Below are 16,217 nucleotides of genomic sequence, written 5' to 3'. Positions count from 1 at the left end.
GAGATTGCCTCATGGACATGGACCTTCACATCACGCGTTTCGACTGGGCTGGCAGCCCGGCGCAGATCGGCCCTGGTGTCGCGCGCCTCGCGCGCACGGCCGAGGCGGTAGGCATCAAGACGCTTTCGGTCATGGACCACTACTTCCAGATGGAAGCGATGGCGCCGGCCGAGGATCCGATGCTCGAAGGTTACACGACCCTGGGTTTCATCGCAGGGGTTACCGAGCGCCTGCGGATGCGCGTGCTGGTCACCGGCGTGACCTATCGCCCGCCGGGCCTGCTGGCAAAGATCGTCACGACGCTCGACGTCCTGTCGGGCGGCCGCGCCGAACTCGGGCTCGGCGCTGCCTGGTACGAGCGGGAGCACAAGGGGCTGGGCGTGCCGTTCCCGCCGGTCGCCGAGCGGTTCGAGCGGCTGGAGGAAGCGCTGCAGATCTGCTTGCAGATGTGGGGCGACAACGACGGCGCCTTCGACGGCAGGCATTACCAATTGGCCGAAACGCTCTGCCGTCCGGCGCCCGTCTCGTCGCCGCGCCCCCGGATCATGATCGGCGGCGGCGGCGAGAGGAAGACCCTGCGGCTCGTCGCGCAGTATGCGGATGCCTGCAACCTGTTCGGTGGGCCGGACCAGGTTTCGCACAAGCTCGACGTGCTGCGTCGCCATTGCGATGCCCTGGGCCGCGACATCCGAGAGATCGAGGTCACCGCGCTGCTCTCGACGCCTGACGACGGCACGCCCGACCAGGTGCTCCGCGCCGCCGAGGATTATGCCGCGGTCGGCGTCGCCACGGTCATGGCGCGCGCTGTCGGCAATGACCCCGCGGGCAAGCTCGAAACCCTGTTCGGCCCGGCGGTCGAGCGGATGAAGGCGATCGAGCCCAAGGCCCTCTAGCCGCCGCTCGCGACCAGCGCCCGCAGCGCCTTCTTGTCGGGCTTGCCGACGGGCGTCTGCGGAATCGAGGCGACGAACTCGACCTCCTTGGGCGCCTGGAACGAACCTTTGCGCGCGGCGACCGGCGCGACGAGGTCCGCCTCCTCGGCGCTGGCGCCGGGTTTGAGTACGATGAAGGCCTTGACCGCCTCGCCCCATTTCTCGTGCGGCACGCCGATCACCGCGACCTGTGCGACGGCCGGATGCTCGCCGATGATGTCCTCGATTTCGCGGGGATAGACGTTGAAGCCGCCGGTGACGATCATGTCCTTGGTGCGGTCGACGATGCGCAGGAAGCCGCCCGGATCGCGCACCGCGACGTCGCCCGTATGCAGCCAACCGTCGCGGAAGGTCTCTGCATTGAGCTCTGGATTGTCGCGGTAACCGTCCATCACGAGGGGCCCGCGCACGCAGATCTCGCCGGGTTCGCCGTCGGGCACGGGATTGCCTTCGGCATCGAGCAGCGCGAGGTTGACCCAGGGCGTCGGCCGGCCGCAGCTTGCGAGGCGGCGCATGTCGGTAATGTCGTGCTCGGCCTTGCGCAGAATGGTCAGCGCCATAGGTGCTTCGGCCTGGCCGTAGAACTGCTGGAACACCGGTCCGATCCGCTCGATCGCCTCCTTGAGCCGCGCGGGTGAAATGGCCGAGGCGCCGTAGAACACCGTTTCCAGGCTGGAGAGGTCGAACTCGCCGAAGCGGGGGTGATCGAGCAGCGCATAGATCATCGTCGGCACCAGCATCATGCAGTTGATGCGGTATTTCTCGATCGTCTCCATCACGGCGACCGGCTCGAAACCGGGCTGTACGACCATGGTCCCGCCGCGCAGCAGCGTCGGCAGGAACATCGCCGCGCCGGCGTGGCTGAGCGGCGTACAGGTCAGCACGTTCGGGACAGCCGGCCATTCCCAGTCGGTCATCATGATCTGCAGCGTGTTGACGCCGACACGCTGGATAGAGGGGATCGCCTTGGGTTTGCCCGTCGTGCCGCCCGAATAGCCGAGCCGCATGACATCGCTCGGACCGACTTCGGGCGCGACCAGCGGCTGCGGGGTGAAAGTGGCGGCGAGGGTGGAGATGTTGTCGGCGATCGCGCAGTCGCCGAAGGCCATGAGCTTGAGCGCGGGGATTTCTGCGGCGATCTCGCCGGCGCGCGCGGCAAATCGGTCGGCGTCGAAGATCAGGACCTCGACGCCGGAATCGCGGATGACGTGCAGGTGATCGGCGAGTCCGCTCAGCGGGTGCATCGGCACATAGACCGCGGCGAGCAGCTGCACCGCGTGGCTGGCGTGGAGCACTTCGGGGCGGTTAGGCGAGATCAGCCCGACGCGGGTGCCTTTGCCAACACCGAGGCTGGCGAGCGCCTGGATCATCCGGCTGGTCTCGTCGCGCACGTCGCCGGCTGTCAGGGTCGGGCCACCGAGCAGGTGGAGCATCGGCCGGTCGGTCGCGGTGGACAGCGCGTTGACCAGGATGTCGGCGGTGTAGAGCGGGCGATGCAGCGCGTCGGTCATCAGGTCTGCTCCCAGATTGGTTTGTTGTGTGCGTAGCCTAACAGACAAATCGCTGCCTGCGCTAGTATGGAACTTAAGTTCCAATTTAAGGCGCTGGCATTGCCGGGGAACCAAGCTGCGCTTCGCCGGTTTCGCTCCGCGAAGGCAGGGCGCGCGCCATTTGTTCCGGCAAGACCGGATCGGGAGAAATCTATGAAATCGATAGTCTATGCGGCCGCCGCTCTGGCGCTTGTGGCCGGCTCTGCCGCTTCGGCCGCGCCCGACCCGCACGGCAACCACGGCCGCCCGCAGCCCGGCAACCAGCATCCGGGCTGGGGCCACGACCAAGGCAACCAGCATCGCTGGAACAAGGGCGAGCGCATGGGGTACAACGACTGGCGCGGGGCGCGGCCGGTCGATTACCGCCGCTATCGCCTGCGCCAGCCGCCGCGCGGCTACGAATGGCGCCAGCAGGGCAATCAGTTCATCCTCGCAGCCGTCGCGACAGGGCTGATCGCCTCGATCGTCGCCAGCCGCTGAGCGGGGAAACGCCATGAAGAGCAGAACAGTCAAGGCGATCCTGTCGGCCGCATTGATCGTCGCGGGGCTTGGTCTCTCGGCCTGCGACGACGGCCATCCCGGCCGCTGGAGCCGTCATCACGGGCACGATCATGGCCATGACCACGATCATGACGGCGATCACGATTCCAATCATGCCTACTGATCGCCGCGAGCAGCGTAGGAATTGAAAGGGCTCCGCATCCTTCCCGTCGACGGGAGGGTGCGGAGCCGATCTCTTGCCTAGCGGCGCCGAACCCGTGACGCCTCGCGCAGCCTCAATTGGCGGAAGCGCTGCAGGCGCCGTCGTTCACCGCCCAATCCACGCTGTCGCCAAAAGGTAGCTTGTCCTGTCCTGCGGCGGACTTGGCAGCTCCGCTCGCTTCCTCTTCGTACACGCGCGACATGTTGTTGTTGAACCCCGGCACGGCGTCGGTCTGCTTGCGGGCCATCTCGGCCGAGATTTCCCGCTGCAGAACCTGGCGGCTCTTCACCACGCGCATGACGTAGCCGCTGAGCCCGGCCTGCCGCCAATAGTTCACGCTGCCGATCTCCTTGTCCATTGGATCGGCGTAGTAGCCCCAGCGATGGCCCGCACCGGCGCGCGGCAACCGGATCGTGGCCGCCCAGCACTTGAAGCTTGGGAAATCCGTCAGCCACGGAGCACTGTCGTCCTGGCCTTTGGGCCGGCGAAGGATGTCCGGTGGAGGAAAGCCCGCGCGCCAGATCGTCATGTCGTGGCCTTCCTTGTCATTGCCGTCCCAATCGGCGTTGCCGGTCCCGGTGAGGCTCAGAATCGTCGTGTTGCGGTCCTCGTCGTAGCGCCAGGAGACGCTGTCGGCATTGACCCAGCTTTCCTCGCGCCGCCAGTAGGCGCGCAGAGCCCGATCGGTATCCTCGGACGAAAGCGCCGCCAGGCTCGTCCGCACGCCATAGGCTTCGTCGCCGCGCATGACGTATTGCACCGAAACCTTGGCCGGCTGGTTGAAGCCCGCGCTGGCGTCCATATCCAGCACGCCGATGAATTGCGGGCGGGCGAAGGGGGCTGCGGTCACGGCTTCGATCGGCGCGCCTTTCTCGCGAAGCGGGAGGGCCCAGGCGAACCCGGGCTGCGGCAGCAGTTCGAGGTGCCGGTCACCCAGCCGCGTGCCGTCGAGCCAATAGCTCTTTCCGCCGATTTTGGCCCTTACCAGTACGTGATTGAACACGCTGGGGCTCGGTAGTCGGGCATCGAGGCCGTCGTCGCCGCTGACCTGAACGGCCACGGGTTCGGCCTCGATACCGAGTTCGCGCAGCAGTGCGATCAGCAGCGCCGTCTTCGCCTTGCAATCGCCGAAACGCCGCGACCAGGTTTCGTCGGCAGAAGCCGGGCGGTATCCGCCGCCGTTGAGGCCGACATAGACGTAGCGGATTTCGTCCTGCACGAGGCGCAGGGCGGCAAGGGCCCGCTGCGCGGGATCGGCTGAGGCCGCAGCGATTTTCGCCACCTGCGCCCGCAAGGGCGAGCCGGGCGGGAGCGTCGCGGCGCTGGCGAACAGCGGCCAGAAGCGTCGCGAGACATCTTCCCAGCCGGCGAAGTCCGAATACTCGATCAGTCGCCGGACGTTGTAGCGGTTGGGCGCTCCCTCGTTGACGATGACGCCGCGCGGATCGCGCAGGTCGTAGCTGATCGTCTGCATCCCGCCTTCGCGCGCGGGCACCGCCACGGCGAGATCGCGCGAGCTTTGGAAGGCCAGGCGTTCTGAATCAGGCCAGCTCAGCCGATAACGGAACGAGCCGGGTAGCCCCTGCGTGGGAAACTGGAAAAGCCCGAAGGCATGATCGCCGAGCGTCGGGTCGCGGCTGCGCTGGGTCGTTGCGACTTCCAGTTCGTCACCGACCTGCAGGCCGGGGACTTGCAACATGGCTGTCAGGTCACCGGTGATCACCGCCTGTTCGAGCCCTTGCTCGCGCTGGATCACCTGGAAACGCGTATTCTTGAGCACGTCGATCGTTTGGCCGTCGCGGATGATGCGCACGCTGTGGACCGTGGCGTCGCCGCTGCTCGGATCCCAGGTAAGGGTGATATGCCCCATCTGCAGTGCTTCGGGCTTGAGGATGCGGACGCGATAGGCGGTGTAGGTCTCGACTCCCGTGGGCAGGACGTGAAGCTGCGTGTCCAGATAGATGAAGTGGAACGGCGCATCGGCCGCGGGCTTTGCCTCGGTCGGCGGCGGTGGCGGCTGGACCCAGCCGAGCGGAACGCCATAGCGAATGTCGCGGTTGGCAGCGGACGTCTTGGCATCGGCGGTTACCCCGATGAAGGCTGCCAGCAGCACGGCCATGCTCGTGTATCGCAACAAATCGTCTCTCCTCGCGGGGGTGCCGCCGGTTTTTGTTATCGCGGGATGTTGAAACTGCGGATGCCGCCGGCCCGGGCGATCGCGGCCTGGACATCGGCGCGCGCCTTCAGTGCCGGGAGGCCGAGCTCATATGGTTTCGGGGGCAGAGAAGAGTTGGAAGGAGCGAAATCGCTGAGTGCCATGAGAGCCTTCACGCGCTGATCGGCCGTATCGAGTTGTTTGATGACCGAGGCTGCGGCGCCTTCGATGTCGCTCATGCATAGCTGCAGTTCGGTCAGGGCAAAGGGTGCATCGTCGACGTGAGCGTGCAGATAGGCGAGCTCGGTCTTGGCGTCGTCGAGCTTACCCAGCTTGTAACTGGCACAGCCGCTGTTCTTGTGAAATTGCATGAGACCGTAGGGGCTTCCCCGGACTTGGCCGGCGGAAATCGGTGCCAGAGTGGCCAGTGCATCCACCGCGTGGCCGAAACGTATCTGCAGCTCGGACAGATTGATGGTCTGGCTGATGTTGGGTTGGCCAACTTCGGTGAGAGCCTTGCCTGCGGAGAAGGCGGCCACGGCCTCATCGTAGCGGCCCAGCCTGGCGTAAGCTGCAGCCTTGCTGTTCCACCACCAGTTCAACTCGTTGTCCCGGTCGGTAAAGGCGCCGTCGCCGGACTTTGCCGGATCGATCGCGTCAAGTGTGGCTAGTGCTTCCCGGGCGTTGTCGAGTGCAAGGAGGTCGTTCGCGACATTGAGCTGTGGGCGAATGGCGCCGCTGTGGGCGGCGGCGATTTCGCGCATTTTGGCCATATGGCTTTCCACGGCCGCGCGGGCATCGAAATTCGCCGGGATCATCTCCCGCAACCTGGGGTCCAGGCTGATCTGCACGCGGCTATAAGGATCCTCGATCAGCGCGACCATTGCAGCTGCGCCGGCCTTGTCGCCGGCATCGGCGAGGACTGTCGCATATTCTTCGCGGAAGGGATCGGCGGACCAGCCGACTTCGTCCGGGACGTACGCAGGGCTGGCCAGTACCGCCAGCAGACGTCGCCGGACCGGAGGCTCGCTCTTGAGCGCGACGTCCATCTGGTACAGCATCCTGATCGACGTGCCGGCCAACGCGTCCGGATTGTTCTTTGCCATGCCCTCAACAGCAGCCACGGCGTCGTCGTGGCGCTTGAGCTGCCAGGCGAGGGCGGCGCGAGCGCGCCAGAACTCCGCGCTAGCCCCGGGTATCCCCGAGGCCGTTTGGGCATAGCCCAGGGCGAGTTCGAGTTGTTTTTCCTCGACGGCGCATCCCATGCCGACGCCGTAGAATGCGAGCCGTACCCGATCGTTCAGCTGCCCGAAGGTCGTCGTTGCCGTCTGTTCGGCAACGATAGCGAGCGCGGCCTTGCAGTTTTTGGCTTTCGTCGCTTCCGCAATGGCGAGCAGGGCCGTTCGGAGATCGCGCGGCACGACGGCGGCCGACGCGGGCTGAACCTGCCCGATGACGATCATTGCGCTGAGGTACAGCGCAAGCCGTAAGTTCATTTGAAGCCCCCGTTTTTTATCTTCGTTGCCCTGCCGAGGCGATCTTGCGCAAAATCCCCGTGCACATCAATCCTGCCTTTGCGTGGATCGGGTCCGAAATGGGAACTTGCGCGGTCGCTTCTTTCCTACCGGCGCACAACCTGCCAGAATGCCGCCGGTCTCAATCAATCCATTGAATAAGCAGTAAATAATCGCATCACACGCGACTCGCGCGGCCAAAGTTCACGAACGCGATATGTGCGAGGTTGCAGAAGTTCTCCGGCCGCCAACCGGCCAAGCTAGGATCGTCAGACATGGACTACGTCACGCTCGGCAGGACCGGCCTCAAGGTCTCACGGCTGTGCCTCGGCTGCATGAGCTTCGGCGATGCATCCAAGGGCTGGCATTCCTGGATCCTCGACGAGGAGGCGAGCCGCCCGATCTTGCGCCGCGCGGTCGAGGCGGGGATCAATTTCTTCGATACGGCCAATATCTACGCTGCCGGCAGCTCGGAAGAGGTGACGGGGCGGGCGCTCAAGGACTTCGCGCGGCGCGACGAGATCGTCCTTGCGACCAAGGCGAACGGTCGCTGGGGCAAAGGACCGAACCAGGCCGGCCTGTCGCGCAAGGCGCTGTTCCAAGCGATCGACGACAGCCTGACCCGGCTCGGCACCGACTATGTCGATCTCTACCAGATCCATCGCTGGGACTACGAGACGCCGATCGAGGAGACGCTAGAGGCGCTCAATGACATTGTGAAGGCGGGCAAGGCGCGATATATCGGCGCGTCCTCGATGCATGCCTGGCAGTTCCATAAGGCGCTGAACCTCTCGCGACAGCACGGCTGGGCGCGCTTCGTCTCGATGCAGAACCACGTCAACCTGCTATACCGCGAGGAAGAGCGCGAGATGCTGCCGCTCTGCCGCGAGGAAGGCATCGGCGTGATCCCCTGGAGCCCGCTGGCGCGCGGCATGCTGACTCGGCCCTGGGGCGGCGAGACGGCGCGCTCGCAGAGCGACCGGATCATCGCCAACCTCTATACCAAGACCGAGGAGAGCGACCGCGCGGTGGTCGCCGCGGTGGAGAAGATCGCCGGCGCGCGGGGCGTGCCGATGGCGCAGGTGGCGCTGGCCTGGCTGCTGGCGAAACCGGGGGTGATCGCGCCGATCGTCGGCGTCTCGAAAATGGCGCAGCTCGAGGATGCGCTGGCGGCGCTGGAACTGGCGCTTTCGCTCGAAGAGATCGCCGCGCTCGAAGCGCCTTACACCCCGCATCCCGTGGCAGGCCACGAATGATTTGGTTCGGCGGCGCGCGGCCGACGGACGCACAGCTCGAGCATGTTCGCTCGCGCGGGCTGCACGGTCATCTCGGCATGGAAGTCGTCGACTGCGGCGACGACTGGCTGCGCATGCGCATGCCGGTCGACGAGCGTACGCAGCAGCCCTTCGGCCGGCTGCACGGCGGCGCTTCGGTGGCGCTGGCGGAAACCGTCGGTTCGATCGCAGCTAACTTCTGCATCGATGGTGCCACGCGCGTCGCGGTCGGCCAGGAGATTAACGCCAACCATATCCGCCCAGCCTACGACGGCTGGGTCTATGCCACGGCCCGGCCCGAAGCCCTCGGCCGCAGCAGCCAGGTCTGGTCGATCCGCATCGAGGACGAGGCCGGCAAGCTGGTCTGCATCTCGCGTTTCACCGTCGCGGTGATCGCGCGCGAGCGGAGTTGACGCCGGCCGGGATTGCCCCGGAACGGAGGAGTCTTCGCTTGTCCCATCCGACCAATGCCCTAGGCGTGCGGCCGGTGAGCGAACCGCCCCCACTAACCCCGCCTAACGGCCTCGAAGAATTCGAGGAGCGCCTGGCCTCGGCGCTGGGCGAGGCGCACAAGCGCAAGACGGCGGAGGGCAGATGGGAAGCTATACAGAACTGGAACGAATGGTTCGCCGCGAATGGCCCGCTGCTCGAGGAATACCTGCGGCTGATTGACCGGCGATGGCGGGACAGATGAAGGTGTGCCCGAGGCCGCTGCCAGCCGGCCCTAGATCTTTGCTAGACGAAGCTGTCCGCGTCCCGTCCGCCTGCGGATGGATTCTGTGACGTCATGCAGGGTCTGCCAGCCATCGATCTCGACGTCGGCGAGTTCGATGGTCCATTCGTGCTCAATCGCATCGGCAATGTAGACGCGTTCGATCGCATCGACGGTAAGATCGCGGAAAGTCGGGTCGTCTGGCAATTGCGCAACAGGCAATCGGTGCCGTAGCACTGTAAGGACAATCGCGTTCACTCGATCAGTCAGACGCTGTACGCTCATTGAATGACCCATTGCATTTTTCTGTGTGGCCCCGCGTCTTCGCGCGATCCAATGTGTCTCGCTGCTGCAAGCGAAATGTTCAATTGTGGACTTTACGTATTAGGGCTAATTAATATCAAGGATGTGGCCGGGCTGGGCTGATTGCCTCGATCCGCGCGCCAAGCCGCCGCCTGGTCGCGTGAGCCGCGGCGAAGCGGAGCCCGGCGGGTCCTGAATGGATCAGTTGCTGTCGGAATCGTCGCCGTCGCTGGCGATGATCGCGATCAGGATCCCCACGAGAACGACGCCGCCGATGATGTAGCCTTCCGAACCGAGCTTGTTGGCCTTGTCGGGTGACGTCTTGGCCTTCACGCCGGCAGCGCTGGAAAGCGAAAGACCGGCGGCCGGATTGCTGGGGGCGGGCTTGGCCATTACCGGTGCCGATATCATGGCCGATGCGACCGCCGCGGCAAGATACTTGTTGACGCGCATGCTTTCGTTCCTTCTTTCCGGACGGCTTAAGTCGCGAGATGGACTGCTGGTCCCGCAGGCAGAAAGCTTCGGCACCAGCAGCTATTGGCGCTTATCATTCGGCATCTTCCGAAAGCATCGGGGAGACCACTTAGGCGGCCCGGGAAAAGTACCGAGGCAAGCGCCGCTGCGGTGACAGCCTGGTTCTCCGCAAAACTGAATGCGCCCGCGGGGCCCGTCGTCTCACCCGTTAAAGGCGAGCTTCAGCCCCGGCTCGTCCCAGCGCATTCGGGCCAGCCGGCCGGTGCCCGACAGCGTGATATAGGCATCGCGCATGTCGGCGCCGCCGAAGGCAATGTTGGTGACATAGGGGTCTTCGGGGATCGACAGCTGGGTCACCACGCCTTGCGGAGTGACCGTGGCCACGCCGCCGCCGCCCATGACCATGGCGACGCAGATATTGCCGGCCTCGGTCACGGCGAGCGAGTCGAAGCCGACCGGGCCGATGCCGGTCGCGATCCATTCGGGCTGCTGGGCCTCGGCGCGGTTGTCGTAGCGATAGACGCGCGCCTGATAGGTGTCGGCGACATAGACCGAGCGCTGGTCGGGCGAGAGGCCGATGCCGTTGTACGAGATCGAGCGGCGGTTGACCGCGGTTACCGTGCCGCCGTCGGGCGAGACGGTGTAGAGCCCGCCGACCATCTTCACATCCTCGTGTCCGCTGCCGAGATCGGTGAACCAGAGCCGGCCGGTACTGTCAAAGACGAGATCGTTGGGCCCGCGCAGCGCGGCGCCGTCGCAGCTCTCGTAGACGCGCTCGCAGTGGCCGGTGGCAAGTTCGATCCGCTCGATCCGGCCGGGACCGGTTTCGCCGAGATGGGCCATGCCGCCGTTGTTGCAGATCCACAGTGCGCCGTCGGGGCCGATCGCCGCACCGTTCGGGCCGCCGCCCGTCTCGCAGATCACTTCGGTGCGGCCGTTCCAGCAGCGCGTCACGCGGCCGGCCATGATCTCGACGACGACGACCGATCCGTCGGCCATGACCACAGGCCCCTCGGGGAAGGCCAGTCCCTCGGCAATAATGTCCATTTTTCTCTCTCCCGCAGATTTTGCGGCAGGATTGCAGCGCAAGAGAACCACGGCAACCCTCACAGTCAGGCTTGCGGGGTCAGGCGGCTTGATGCCACGTTCCGGTTCAACTAGCCGGACAGGAGAGGGAAGCCGGGATGTCGATACTATACGACGACGAACAGCAGGCCATTGCGAGCGAGTCCCGCCGCGTCCTCGACGCGCGCATGGACAAGACGCGGCTGCTCGGCCTGCTCGAACGGACCGGCGCTTTCGACAAGCCGTTTTGGGATACTGCGGTCGAGCAGGGCTGGACCGCGTTGGCGGTGCCCGAGGCTCAAGGCGGGCTGGGGCTCGGCCTGATCGAACTGGGGCTCGTTGCCCAGGCGGCCGGCGCTGCGACTGCAGGCGCGCCGTTCCTGACGACGAACTACGGTGCGATCTGCGCGTTGCTGGCCAGCGGCAATGCAGACCTGCAAGGGCAGTGGCTGCCGAAGCTTGCATCGGGCGAGGCCGTGGCGGCGATCGCTTTCGCCGAGGGCAACGCGCCGTTGCCGCCGGAGCCGCGCAGCGTCTTCGCCGGCGGGCATCTTTCGGGCGAGAAGCCTGGCGTGACCGCGGGCCTCATCGCCGACCTTGCGGTGGTTTGGTGCCATCACGAGGACAAGCCTGCGCTGGTGCTTGTCGAACTGGCCGATGCCCGGCGCGAGACCGTCGACAGCTTCGACAACGGCCGCCTGTTTGCCGATCTGGCTTTCGCCCGGACGCCGGCGACGTTGCTGGTCGAAGGCGACGCCGCACAAGCCGCTGCGCTGGACATTCTCGCTCGCATGGCGGTCGTCACCGCGCACGAGCAGATCGGTGGGGCGGAGGCGCTGCTGTTCATCGCGCGCGACTATGCCAACGAGCGCAAGGCCTTCGGCCAGCCGATCGGCGCGTTCCAGTCGGTCAAGCACCGCATCGCCGAGCTCTACGGCCTCGTCGAGATCGCCCGCGCCAATGCGATCCACGCCGCCGCGCAGGAAGGCCAGCCGGGCTTCCTCAAGGCCGCCGCCGCCGCCCGGCTCTCGGCGACCGAGGCCTATGACACCGCCGCGCGCGACACCGTCCAGATCCACGGCGGCGCCGGCGTCACCTGGGATAGTGGCCTGCATCTCCACATGCGGCGCGCGCGCAGCCTGGCGATCGAGCAGGGCAACATGCTGTTCTGGGAAGACCTGCTGGTCGACCAACTGATGGGAGAGGCGGCATGAGCGAGGACCTCGACTCCTATCGCCTCAAGGCCCGCGCCTGGCTGCAGTCGGTCGCGCCGACGTTCGGCAAGGCGGCTCTCAAGGGGGTGCCCGAGGAAGAGCATCTCGCCATGGGCCGCCGCTACCAGCGCGCCAAGTTCGAGGCCGGTTTTGCCGGTATCCACTGGGATCCTGAACTCGGCGGGCAGGGCCTGACCCCACTGCACAAGGTCATCTTCGAGCAGGAGGAAATGGGCTTCGGCATGCCGATCGGCTATTTCGGGGTGTCGCTCGGCATCTCGGTGCCCGTCGTGCTGCGCTTCGCCCAGGACCGTGAGTGGGCCAGGGAACGTGCCGTCGCCGCGCTTCGGGGCGACGAGATCTGGTGCCAGCTCTTTTCCGAGCCTTCGGGCGGATCGGACCTCGCCGGCCTGCGCACCAAGGTCGAGCCCGACGGCAATGGTTGGAAGCTCAACGGGCAGAAGCTCTGGACGACCTTTGCCCAGCACTCGCACTATGGTGTCATTATCGCCCGCAACGACCCGACGGTGGCCAAGCACAAGGGGCTGACCTTCTTCTGGCTCGACATGAAAGCGCCCGGCGTCACGGTGCGCCCGATCAAGCTCGCCGCCGCGGGCAGTCCGCACGTCAACGAGGTGTTCTTCGACGACGTCAAGCTGACCGATGGCCAGCGGCTGAGCCCGGTCGGCGGCGGCTTCGGCACGGCCATGGCGACCCTGATGATCGAGCGCTATTCGGCCTCCGATCCCACCGGCTTCGGCCCAACGACCGCGACTTTCGTCGATCTCGCACGCGAAGCCGAAGTGAACGGTCGCCCGGCGATCGAGGACGGCCGGGTCCGCTCGGCCATCGCCCGCAGCTATGCGATGCGCTCGGGGCTCGAGGCGATCACCACGCGGGCGATGAAGATGATGGCCGCGGGCATGGAACCCGGCCCCGAGGGCGCTCTCAACAAGCTTGTCTCGGTGCGCAGCCGGCAGAAGCTGTCGGAACTCGCCATCGATCTCATGGGCAATCTCGGCCTCGCCTGGCATCCGGGCGCGAGCAGCAAGGACGACTGGGTCGAGTCCTGGCTCGCCGCGCCGACGGGGCGGATCGCCGGTGGCGCCGACGAAATGCTGCTCAATACCATCGCCGAGAGGATTCTCGGCTTGCCGCAAGACCATCGCCCCGACAAAGGCGTCCCATTCAATCAGATTCCGGCGTAACGCCGTAGGAGACCGCATCATATGGCATTCAAGACCCGCATCACCGAGATGCTCGGCATCGAGCACCCGATCGTCCAGGGCGGCATGCAGGGCGTCGGCTATGCCGAACTGGCGAGCGCGGTGTCGAACGCCGGCGGCCTCGGCACGCTGACCGCGCTGACCCAGCCCAGCCCCGCCGCGCTGCGCGACGAGATCGAGCGCTGCAAGTCGATGACCTCGAAGCCCTTCGCGGTGAACATCACCGTGCTGCCGACGATCTTGCCGCCCGACTACAAGGGCTATGCCCAGGCCGCGCTCGATGCCGGGATCAAGATCATCGAGACCGCGGGCACCCAGGAAGTGCGCGAAATCTGGGAGATGGTGAAGCCGCACGGCGTCAAGATCCTGCACAAGTGCACCGCGGTGCGCCACGCGCTCTCGGCCGAGAAGCACGGCTGCGACATCATCTCGATCGACGGCTTCGAATGCGCGGGCCATCCCGGTGAAGACGATATCCCGGGCCTGATCCTGATCCCGAGCGCCGCCGACAAGGTGAAGATCCCGATGCTTGCTAGCGGTGGCATCGGCGACGGCCGCGGCCTCGTCGCCGCGTTGGCGCTGGGTGCCGAGGGCATCAACATGGGCACGCGTTTCTGCGCGACCAAGGAAGCGCCGATCCACGACAACGTGAAGGCCAAGTACGTCGAAAACGACGAGCGCGGCACCAACCTGATCTTCCGCAAGTTCAAGAACACCGCCCGCGTCGGCAAGAACTCGGTTTCCGACGAGGTCGTTCGGATTTCGGCCAATCCCGATGCGGTGTTCGAGGACATTAAGCACCTCGTCGCCGGCGCCGTCGGCCGCGAGCTGCTGGCTTCTGGCGATCTCGACAAGGGCATCTTCTGGGCCGGCATGGTCCAGGGCCTGATCCACGACATCCCGACCTGCCAGGAACTGATCGACCGGATCATCGGCGATGCCGAAGCGATCGTGAAGCAGCGCTTCGGCGGCATGCTGGCCTAAGGAGCACGGAGATGAGCAGGAGCTACGAAAAGGTCCTCTACTCGCTGACTGATGGCGTCGCGCGGATCTCGATGAACGATCCCGCGACGCGCAACGCCGGCTCGGCCCAGATGGGCGAGGAACTGGTCGACGCGTTCAACCGCGCGGCTTTCGAGAGCCGCGCCGTGCTGTTCACCGGCGAGGGCAAGGGGTTCAATTCGGGCGCGAACCTCGCCGATGCCGAGGCGGTGCTCGACGATCCGATGCGCGACGTCGGCCATCTGCTCGATCGTTACTACAACCCGATCATCACCCGGATGAAGGCGATGGAGCAGCCGATCGTCACCGCCGTGCGCGGTGCGGCGGCAGGCGTGGGCTGCGGCCTCGCCATGGCGGGAGACATGATCGTCTGCGGCGAGGGCGGCTTCTTCCTCCAGGCTTTCCGCCATGTCGGCCTGGTGCCCGACGGCGGCTCCTCGTGGCTACTGACGCGCGCGGTGGGCCGCGTGCGGGCGATGGAGATGATGCTGCTGGGTGAGCGGCTCTATGGCAAGAAGGCGCTCGAGTGGGGCCTGGTCAATCGCGTCGTCCCCGACGACGAGGTCGAGAGCGCGGGCATGGAACTGGCGCAGCAGCTCGCCAAGGGCCCGCGCTCGCTCGGCATGATCAAGCGCATCGCCTGGGCCGCGGCCGACGTCAGCCTCGAGCAGGCGCTCCAGAACGAGCGGCTCGGCCAGCTCGAGGCGAGCCGGACCGAGGATTTCGTCGAGGGTGTGACCGCCTTCGCCGGCAAGCGCACGCCCGAGTTCAAGGGTAAGTAAAAGAGACGAAGGAAGCGTGCCGCCGGCGCACTTCCCGATCGTTCAGATAATTTTGAGCTCTTTCAGCTCGGCAATCCGCTCGGCGCTGTAGCCCAGCTCGTCCAGGATCTCGCCATTGTGCTCGCCCAGCATCGGCGGGGCGCGGCGGATCGAGGCGGGGCTGGCCGACATCTGCGCCAGCGGGCTCTGAATCAAATCGACCGAGCCGGCCTCGGCGTAAGCATGCGGCGTGGTCGCGCGCAGGCCGCGGTGCTGGACCTGTGGGTCCTTCCAGACGTCGTCGAGCTCGTTGTAGCGCGCTGCCGGAATGCCAACGCTGTCGAACTTCGCCAGCAGCTCCGTGACCGTGATCTTGCTGCTCCATTCGTTGATGATGCGGATCAGTTCGGCCTGGCCCGAGCGCGCGCGCTTGAAGTTCGAATCGAAGCGCGGGTCTGTGAACAGCTCGGGCTGGTCCATCAGCACGGTCAGGCGGCGGTAGTGCTCGTCGGTGCCCGCGGTCAGGTAGACGATGCCGTCGCTGGCGTGGAGCAGGTCGGCCGGGCCACCACCGTTGCCGCCGTTGCCGAGCCGCGGCGGTGCCTCGCCGCTGATCAGGTAGTCCTGCATGATGTGGCTGACCATCGCCACCGAGGTATCGAGCAGCGCGATGTCGATGAACTGACCCTCACCGGTGCGCGTCCGGTGCATCAACGCCCCGAGGATAGCTAGCGCGGTGTTGTGGCCAGTGATGAAGTCGACCAGGCTGGGGCCGGCTTTCAGCGGACCCGCGCCGGGATGCCCGTCGGGAAGGCCGGTCACCGCCATCATGCCGCCTTGGGCCTGGAACAACCCGTCGTAGCCGGGCAGCGCGGCGCTCGGGCCGGTCTGGCCGAAACCCGTGACCGAACAGTAGATCAGCCGTGGGTTGATCTCCTTCAGAGTCTCATAATCGAGGCTGAAGCGCTTGAGATCGCCCACCTTATAGTTCTCGATCAGCACGTCCGCGGTCTCGACCAGCTTGCGCAGGATTTCCTGCCCCTCGGGCTTCGAGTGGTTCAGCGTGATCGACCGCTTGTTGCGGTTCGAGACGGTGAAGAAGCTCGAATGCCGCGTCTCGATGCCGTCCTTGCCCTTGACCCAGGCCGTACCATAGCCGCGGCCGTCGTCGCCGACGCCGGGGCGTTCGATCTTGATCACGTCCGCGCCGAGATCGCCGAGGATCTGGGCGCCTACGGGGGCCGCGAAGACCCGGCTCATGTCGATTACGCGGATGCCGTCGAGGGCGCTGGGTTTTGGGGCGCTGGGTTTGGTGCTCATCCCTTGCCTCTA

At 65.9% G+C, this 16,217-nt stretch carries 17 protein-coding genes; 10 read left to right on the top strand and 7 right to left on the bottom strand.

Going from position 1 to position 16,217, the window contains the following annotated elements; genetic code table 11:
• Positions 1-11: 11 nt before the first annotated feature.
• Positions 12-893 carry an LLM class F420-dependent oxidoreductase gene (locus KRR38_RS11795; protein ID WP_217401680.1) on the top strand — a complete coding sequence of 294 codons (882 nt, stop codon included), beginning with the start codon at positions 12-14 and terminating at the stop codon, positions 891-893.
• On the opposite strand, the gene KRR38_RS11790 is transcribed toward KRR38_RS11795, so the two are convergent.
• Positions 890-2,443, bottom strand: a complete 1,554-nt coding sequence (locus KRR38_RS11790) for an AMP-binding protein (protein ID WP_217401678.1) — start codon at positions 2,441-2,443, stop codon at positions 890-892. The genes KRR38_RS11795 and KRR38_RS11790 overlap by 4 nt on opposite strands.
• A 192-nt stretch (positions 2,444-2,635) precedes the next feature.
• Here KRR38_RS11790 and KRR38_RS11785 point away from each other — a divergent pair, with 192 nt between their 5' ends.
• Entirely contained in the window at positions 2,636-2,962 is a 327-nt protein-coding gene (locus KRR38_RS11785) for an RcnB family protein (protein WP_217401676.1), read from the top strand.
• 13 nt (positions 2,963-2,975) lie between these two features.
• A complete protein-coding gene (locus KRR38_RS11780) occupies positions 2,976-3,146 on the top strand; it encodes a hypothetical protein (protein ID WP_217401674.1) in 171 nt (56 codons plus the stop codon).
• Between the two features lie 112 nt (positions 3,147-3,258).
• Here the strand turns inward: KRR38_RS11780 and KRR38_RS11775 are convergent, their stop codons facing one another.
• Both KRR38_RS11775 and KRR38_RS11770 read right to left on the bottom strand, forming a co-directional pair.
• The gene (locus KRR38_RS11775) at positions 3,259-5,319 is read right to left on the bottom strand and encodes a DUF3857 domain-containing transglutaminase family protein (RefSeq protein WP_217401672.1); all 2,061 of its coding nucleotides are present in this window, start codon (positions 5,317-5,319) and stop codon (positions 3,259-3,261) included.
• A gap of 38 nt (positions 5,320-5,357) precedes the next feature.
• A complete protein-coding gene (locus tag KRR38_RS11770; RefSeq protein WP_217401670.1) occupies positions 5,358-6,836 on the bottom strand; it encodes a hypothetical protein in 1,479 nt (492 codons plus the stop codon).
• Between the two features lie 293 nt (positions 6,837-7,129).
• Between KRR38_RS11770 and KRR38_RS11765 the strand changes: the two genes are divergently transcribed.
• The 3 genes from KRR38_RS11765 (at position 7,130) to KRR38_RS11755 (ending at position 8,822) form a co-directional block, all read left to right on the top strand.
• On the top strand, positions 7,130-8,110 hold the full coding sequence (locus tag KRR38_RS11765) for an aldo/keto reductase (RefSeq protein WP_217401668.1): 981 nt from the start codon (positions 7,130-7,132) through the stop codon (positions 8,108-8,110).
• Positions 8,107-8,541, top strand: a complete 435-nt coding sequence (locus KRR38_RS11760) for a hotdog fold thioesterase (protein WP_217401666.1) — start codon at positions 8,107-8,109, stop codon at positions 8,539-8,541. The genes KRR38_RS11765 and KRR38_RS11760 overlap by 4 nt, the downstream gene beginning before the upstream one ends.
• 74 nt (positions 8,542-8,615) lie before the next feature.
• Entirely contained in the window at positions 8,616-8,822 is a 207-nt protein-coding gene (locus KRR38_RS11755; protein WP_217401664.1) for a hypothetical protein, read from the top strand.
• A 30-nt stretch (positions 8,823-8,852) separates the two neighbouring features.
• Here the strand turns inward: KRR38_RS11755 and KRR38_RS11750 are convergent, their stop codons facing one another.
• The 3 genes from KRR38_RS11750 to KRR38_RS11740 all read right to left on the bottom strand — a co-directional run bounded on the left by KRR38_RS11750 (position 8,853) and on the right by KRR38_RS11740 (position 10,664).
• Positions 8,853-9,125: a hypothetical protein gene (locus tag KRR38_RS11750; RefSeq protein ID WP_217401662.1), complete on the bottom strand. Its 273-nt coding sequence runs from the start codon at positions 9,123-9,125 to the stop codon at positions 8,853-8,855.
• Between the two features lie 219 nt (positions 9,126-9,344).
• Positions 9,345-9,596 carry a hypothetical protein gene (locus KRR38_RS11745; protein WP_217401660.1) on the bottom strand — a complete coding sequence of 84 codons (252 nt, stop codon included), beginning with the start codon at positions 9,594-9,596 and terminating at the stop codon, positions 9,345-9,347.
• Positions 9,597-9,818: 222 nt separating this feature from the next.
• Entirely contained in the window at positions 9,819-10,664 is an 846-nt protein-coding gene (locus KRR38_RS11740) for an SMP-30/gluconolactonase/LRE family protein (protein WP_217401658.1), read from the bottom strand.
• Positions 10,665-10,801: 137 nt separating this feature from the next.
• Here KRR38_RS11740 and KRR38_RS11735 point away from each other — a divergent pair, with 137 nt between their 5' ends.
• Genes KRR38_RS11735 through KRR38_RS11720 form a run of 4 tightly spaced genes read left to right on the top strand, consistent with a single transcriptional unit; the run spans position 10,802 to position 14,906 of the window.
• Positions 10,802-11,896 (top strand): acyl-CoA dehydrogenase family protein, encoded by a 1,095-nt coding sequence (locus KRR38_RS11735; protein ID WP_217401656.1) that lies wholly within the window; start codon positions 10,802-10,804, stop codon positions 11,894-11,896.
• A complete protein-coding gene (locus KRR38_RS11730; protein WP_217401654.1) occupies positions 11,893-13,104 on the top strand; it encodes an acyl-CoA dehydrogenase family protein in 1,212 nt (403 codons plus the stop codon). Before KRR38_RS11735 ends, KRR38_RS11730 begins: the two co-directional genes overlap by 4 nt.
• A 21-nt stretch (positions 13,105-13,125) precedes the next feature.
• A complete protein-coding gene (locus KRR38_RS11725) occupies positions 13,126-14,106 on the top strand; it encodes a nitronate monooxygenase family protein (protein WP_217401652.1) in 981 nt (326 codons plus the stop codon).
• Positions 14,107-14,117: 11 nt separating this feature from the next.
• The gene (locus KRR38_RS11720) at positions 14,118-14,906 is read left to right on the top strand and encodes an enoyl-CoA hydratase-related protein (protein ID WP_217401650.1); all 789 of its coding nucleotides are present in this window, start codon (positions 14,118-14,120) and stop codon (positions 14,904-14,906) included.
• A gap of 42 nt (positions 14,907-14,948) precedes the next feature.
• Here the strand turns inward: KRR38_RS11720 and KRR38_RS11715 are convergent, their stop codons facing one another.
• Positions 14,949-16,205, bottom strand: a complete 1,257-nt coding sequence (locus KRR38_RS11715; protein ID WP_217401648.1) for a CaiB/BaiF CoA-transferase family protein — start codon at positions 16,203-16,205, stop codon at positions 14,949-14,951.
• Between the last annotated feature and the right edge of the window lie 12 nt (positions 16,206-16,217).

Source organism: Novosphingobium sp. G106, from assembly GCF_019075875.1.
In the GTDB taxonomy this organism is placed as follows: Bacteria; Pseudomonadota; Alphaproteobacteria; order Sphingomonadales; family Sphingomonadaceae; genus Novosphingobium.
Note: the sequence above shows the minus strand (reverse complement) of the source record. Positions and strands in the feature narration are given on the sequence as shown.

What these genes read in the sequence shown, in the direction of transcription:
- KRR38_RS11795 (WP_217401680.1), top strand. Translation starts at nt 12, where the DNA reads ATGGACATGGACCTTCACATCACGCGTTTCGACTGGGCTGGCAGCCCG.
- KRR38_RS11790 (WP_217401678.1), bottom strand. Translation starts at nt 2,443, where the DNA reads ATGACCGACGCGCTGCATCGCCCGCTCTACACCGCCGACATCCTGGTC.
- KRR38_RS11785 (WP_217401676.1), top strand. Translation starts at nt 2,636, where the DNA reads ATGAAATCGATAGTCTATGCGGCCGCCGCTCTGGCGCTTGTGGCCGGC.
- KRR38_RS11780 (WP_217401674.1), top strand. Translation starts at nt 2,976, where the DNA reads ATGAAGAGCAGAACAGTCAAGGCGATCCTGTCGGCCGCATTGATCGTC.
- KRR38_RS11770 (WP_217401670.1), bottom strand. Translation starts at nt 6,836, where the DNA reads ATGAACTTACGGCTTGCGCTGTACCTCAGCGCAATGATCGTCATCGGG.
- KRR38_RS11765 (WP_217401668.1), top strand. Translation starts at nt 7,130, where the DNA reads ATGGACTACGTCACGCTCGGCAGGACCGGCCTCAAGGTCTCACGGCTG.
- KRR38_RS11760 (WP_217401666.1), top strand. Translation starts at nt 8,107, where the DNA reads ATGATTTGGTTCGGCGGCGCGCGGCCGACGGACGCACAGCTCGAGCAT.
- KRR38_RS11750 (WP_217401662.1), bottom strand. Translation starts at nt 9,125, where the DNA reads ATGAGCGTACAGCGTCTGACTGATCGAGTGAACGCGATTGTCCTTACA.
- KRR38_RS11745 (WP_217401660.1), bottom strand. Translation starts at nt 9,596, where the DNA reads ATGCGCGTCAACAAGTATCTTGCCGCGGCGGTCGCATCGGCCATGATA.
- KRR38_RS11740 (WP_217401658.1), bottom strand. Translation starts at nt 10,664, where the DNA reads ATGGACATTATTGCCGAGGGACTGGCCTTCCCCGAGGGGCCTGTGGTC.
- KRR38_RS11735 (WP_217401656.1), top strand. Translation starts at nt 10,802, where the DNA reads ATGTCGATACTATACGACGACGAACAGCAGGCCATTGCGAGCGAGTCC.
- KRR38_RS11730 (WP_217401654.1), top strand. Translation starts at nt 11,893, where the DNA reads ATGAGCGAGGACCTCGACTCCTATCGCCTCAAGGCCCGCGCCTGGCTG.
- KRR38_RS11725 (WP_217401652.1), top strand. Translation starts at nt 13,126, where the DNA reads ATGGCATTCAAGACCCGCATCACCGAGATGCTCGGCATCGAGCACCCG.
- KRR38_RS11720 (WP_217401650.1), top strand. Translation starts at nt 14,118, where the DNA reads ATGAGCAGGAGCTACGAAAAGGTCCTCTACTCGCTGACTGATGGCGTC.
- KRR38_RS11715 (WP_217401648.1), bottom strand. Translation starts at nt 16,205, where the DNA reads ATGAGCACCAAACCCAGCGCCCCAAAACCCAGCGCCCTCGACGGCATC.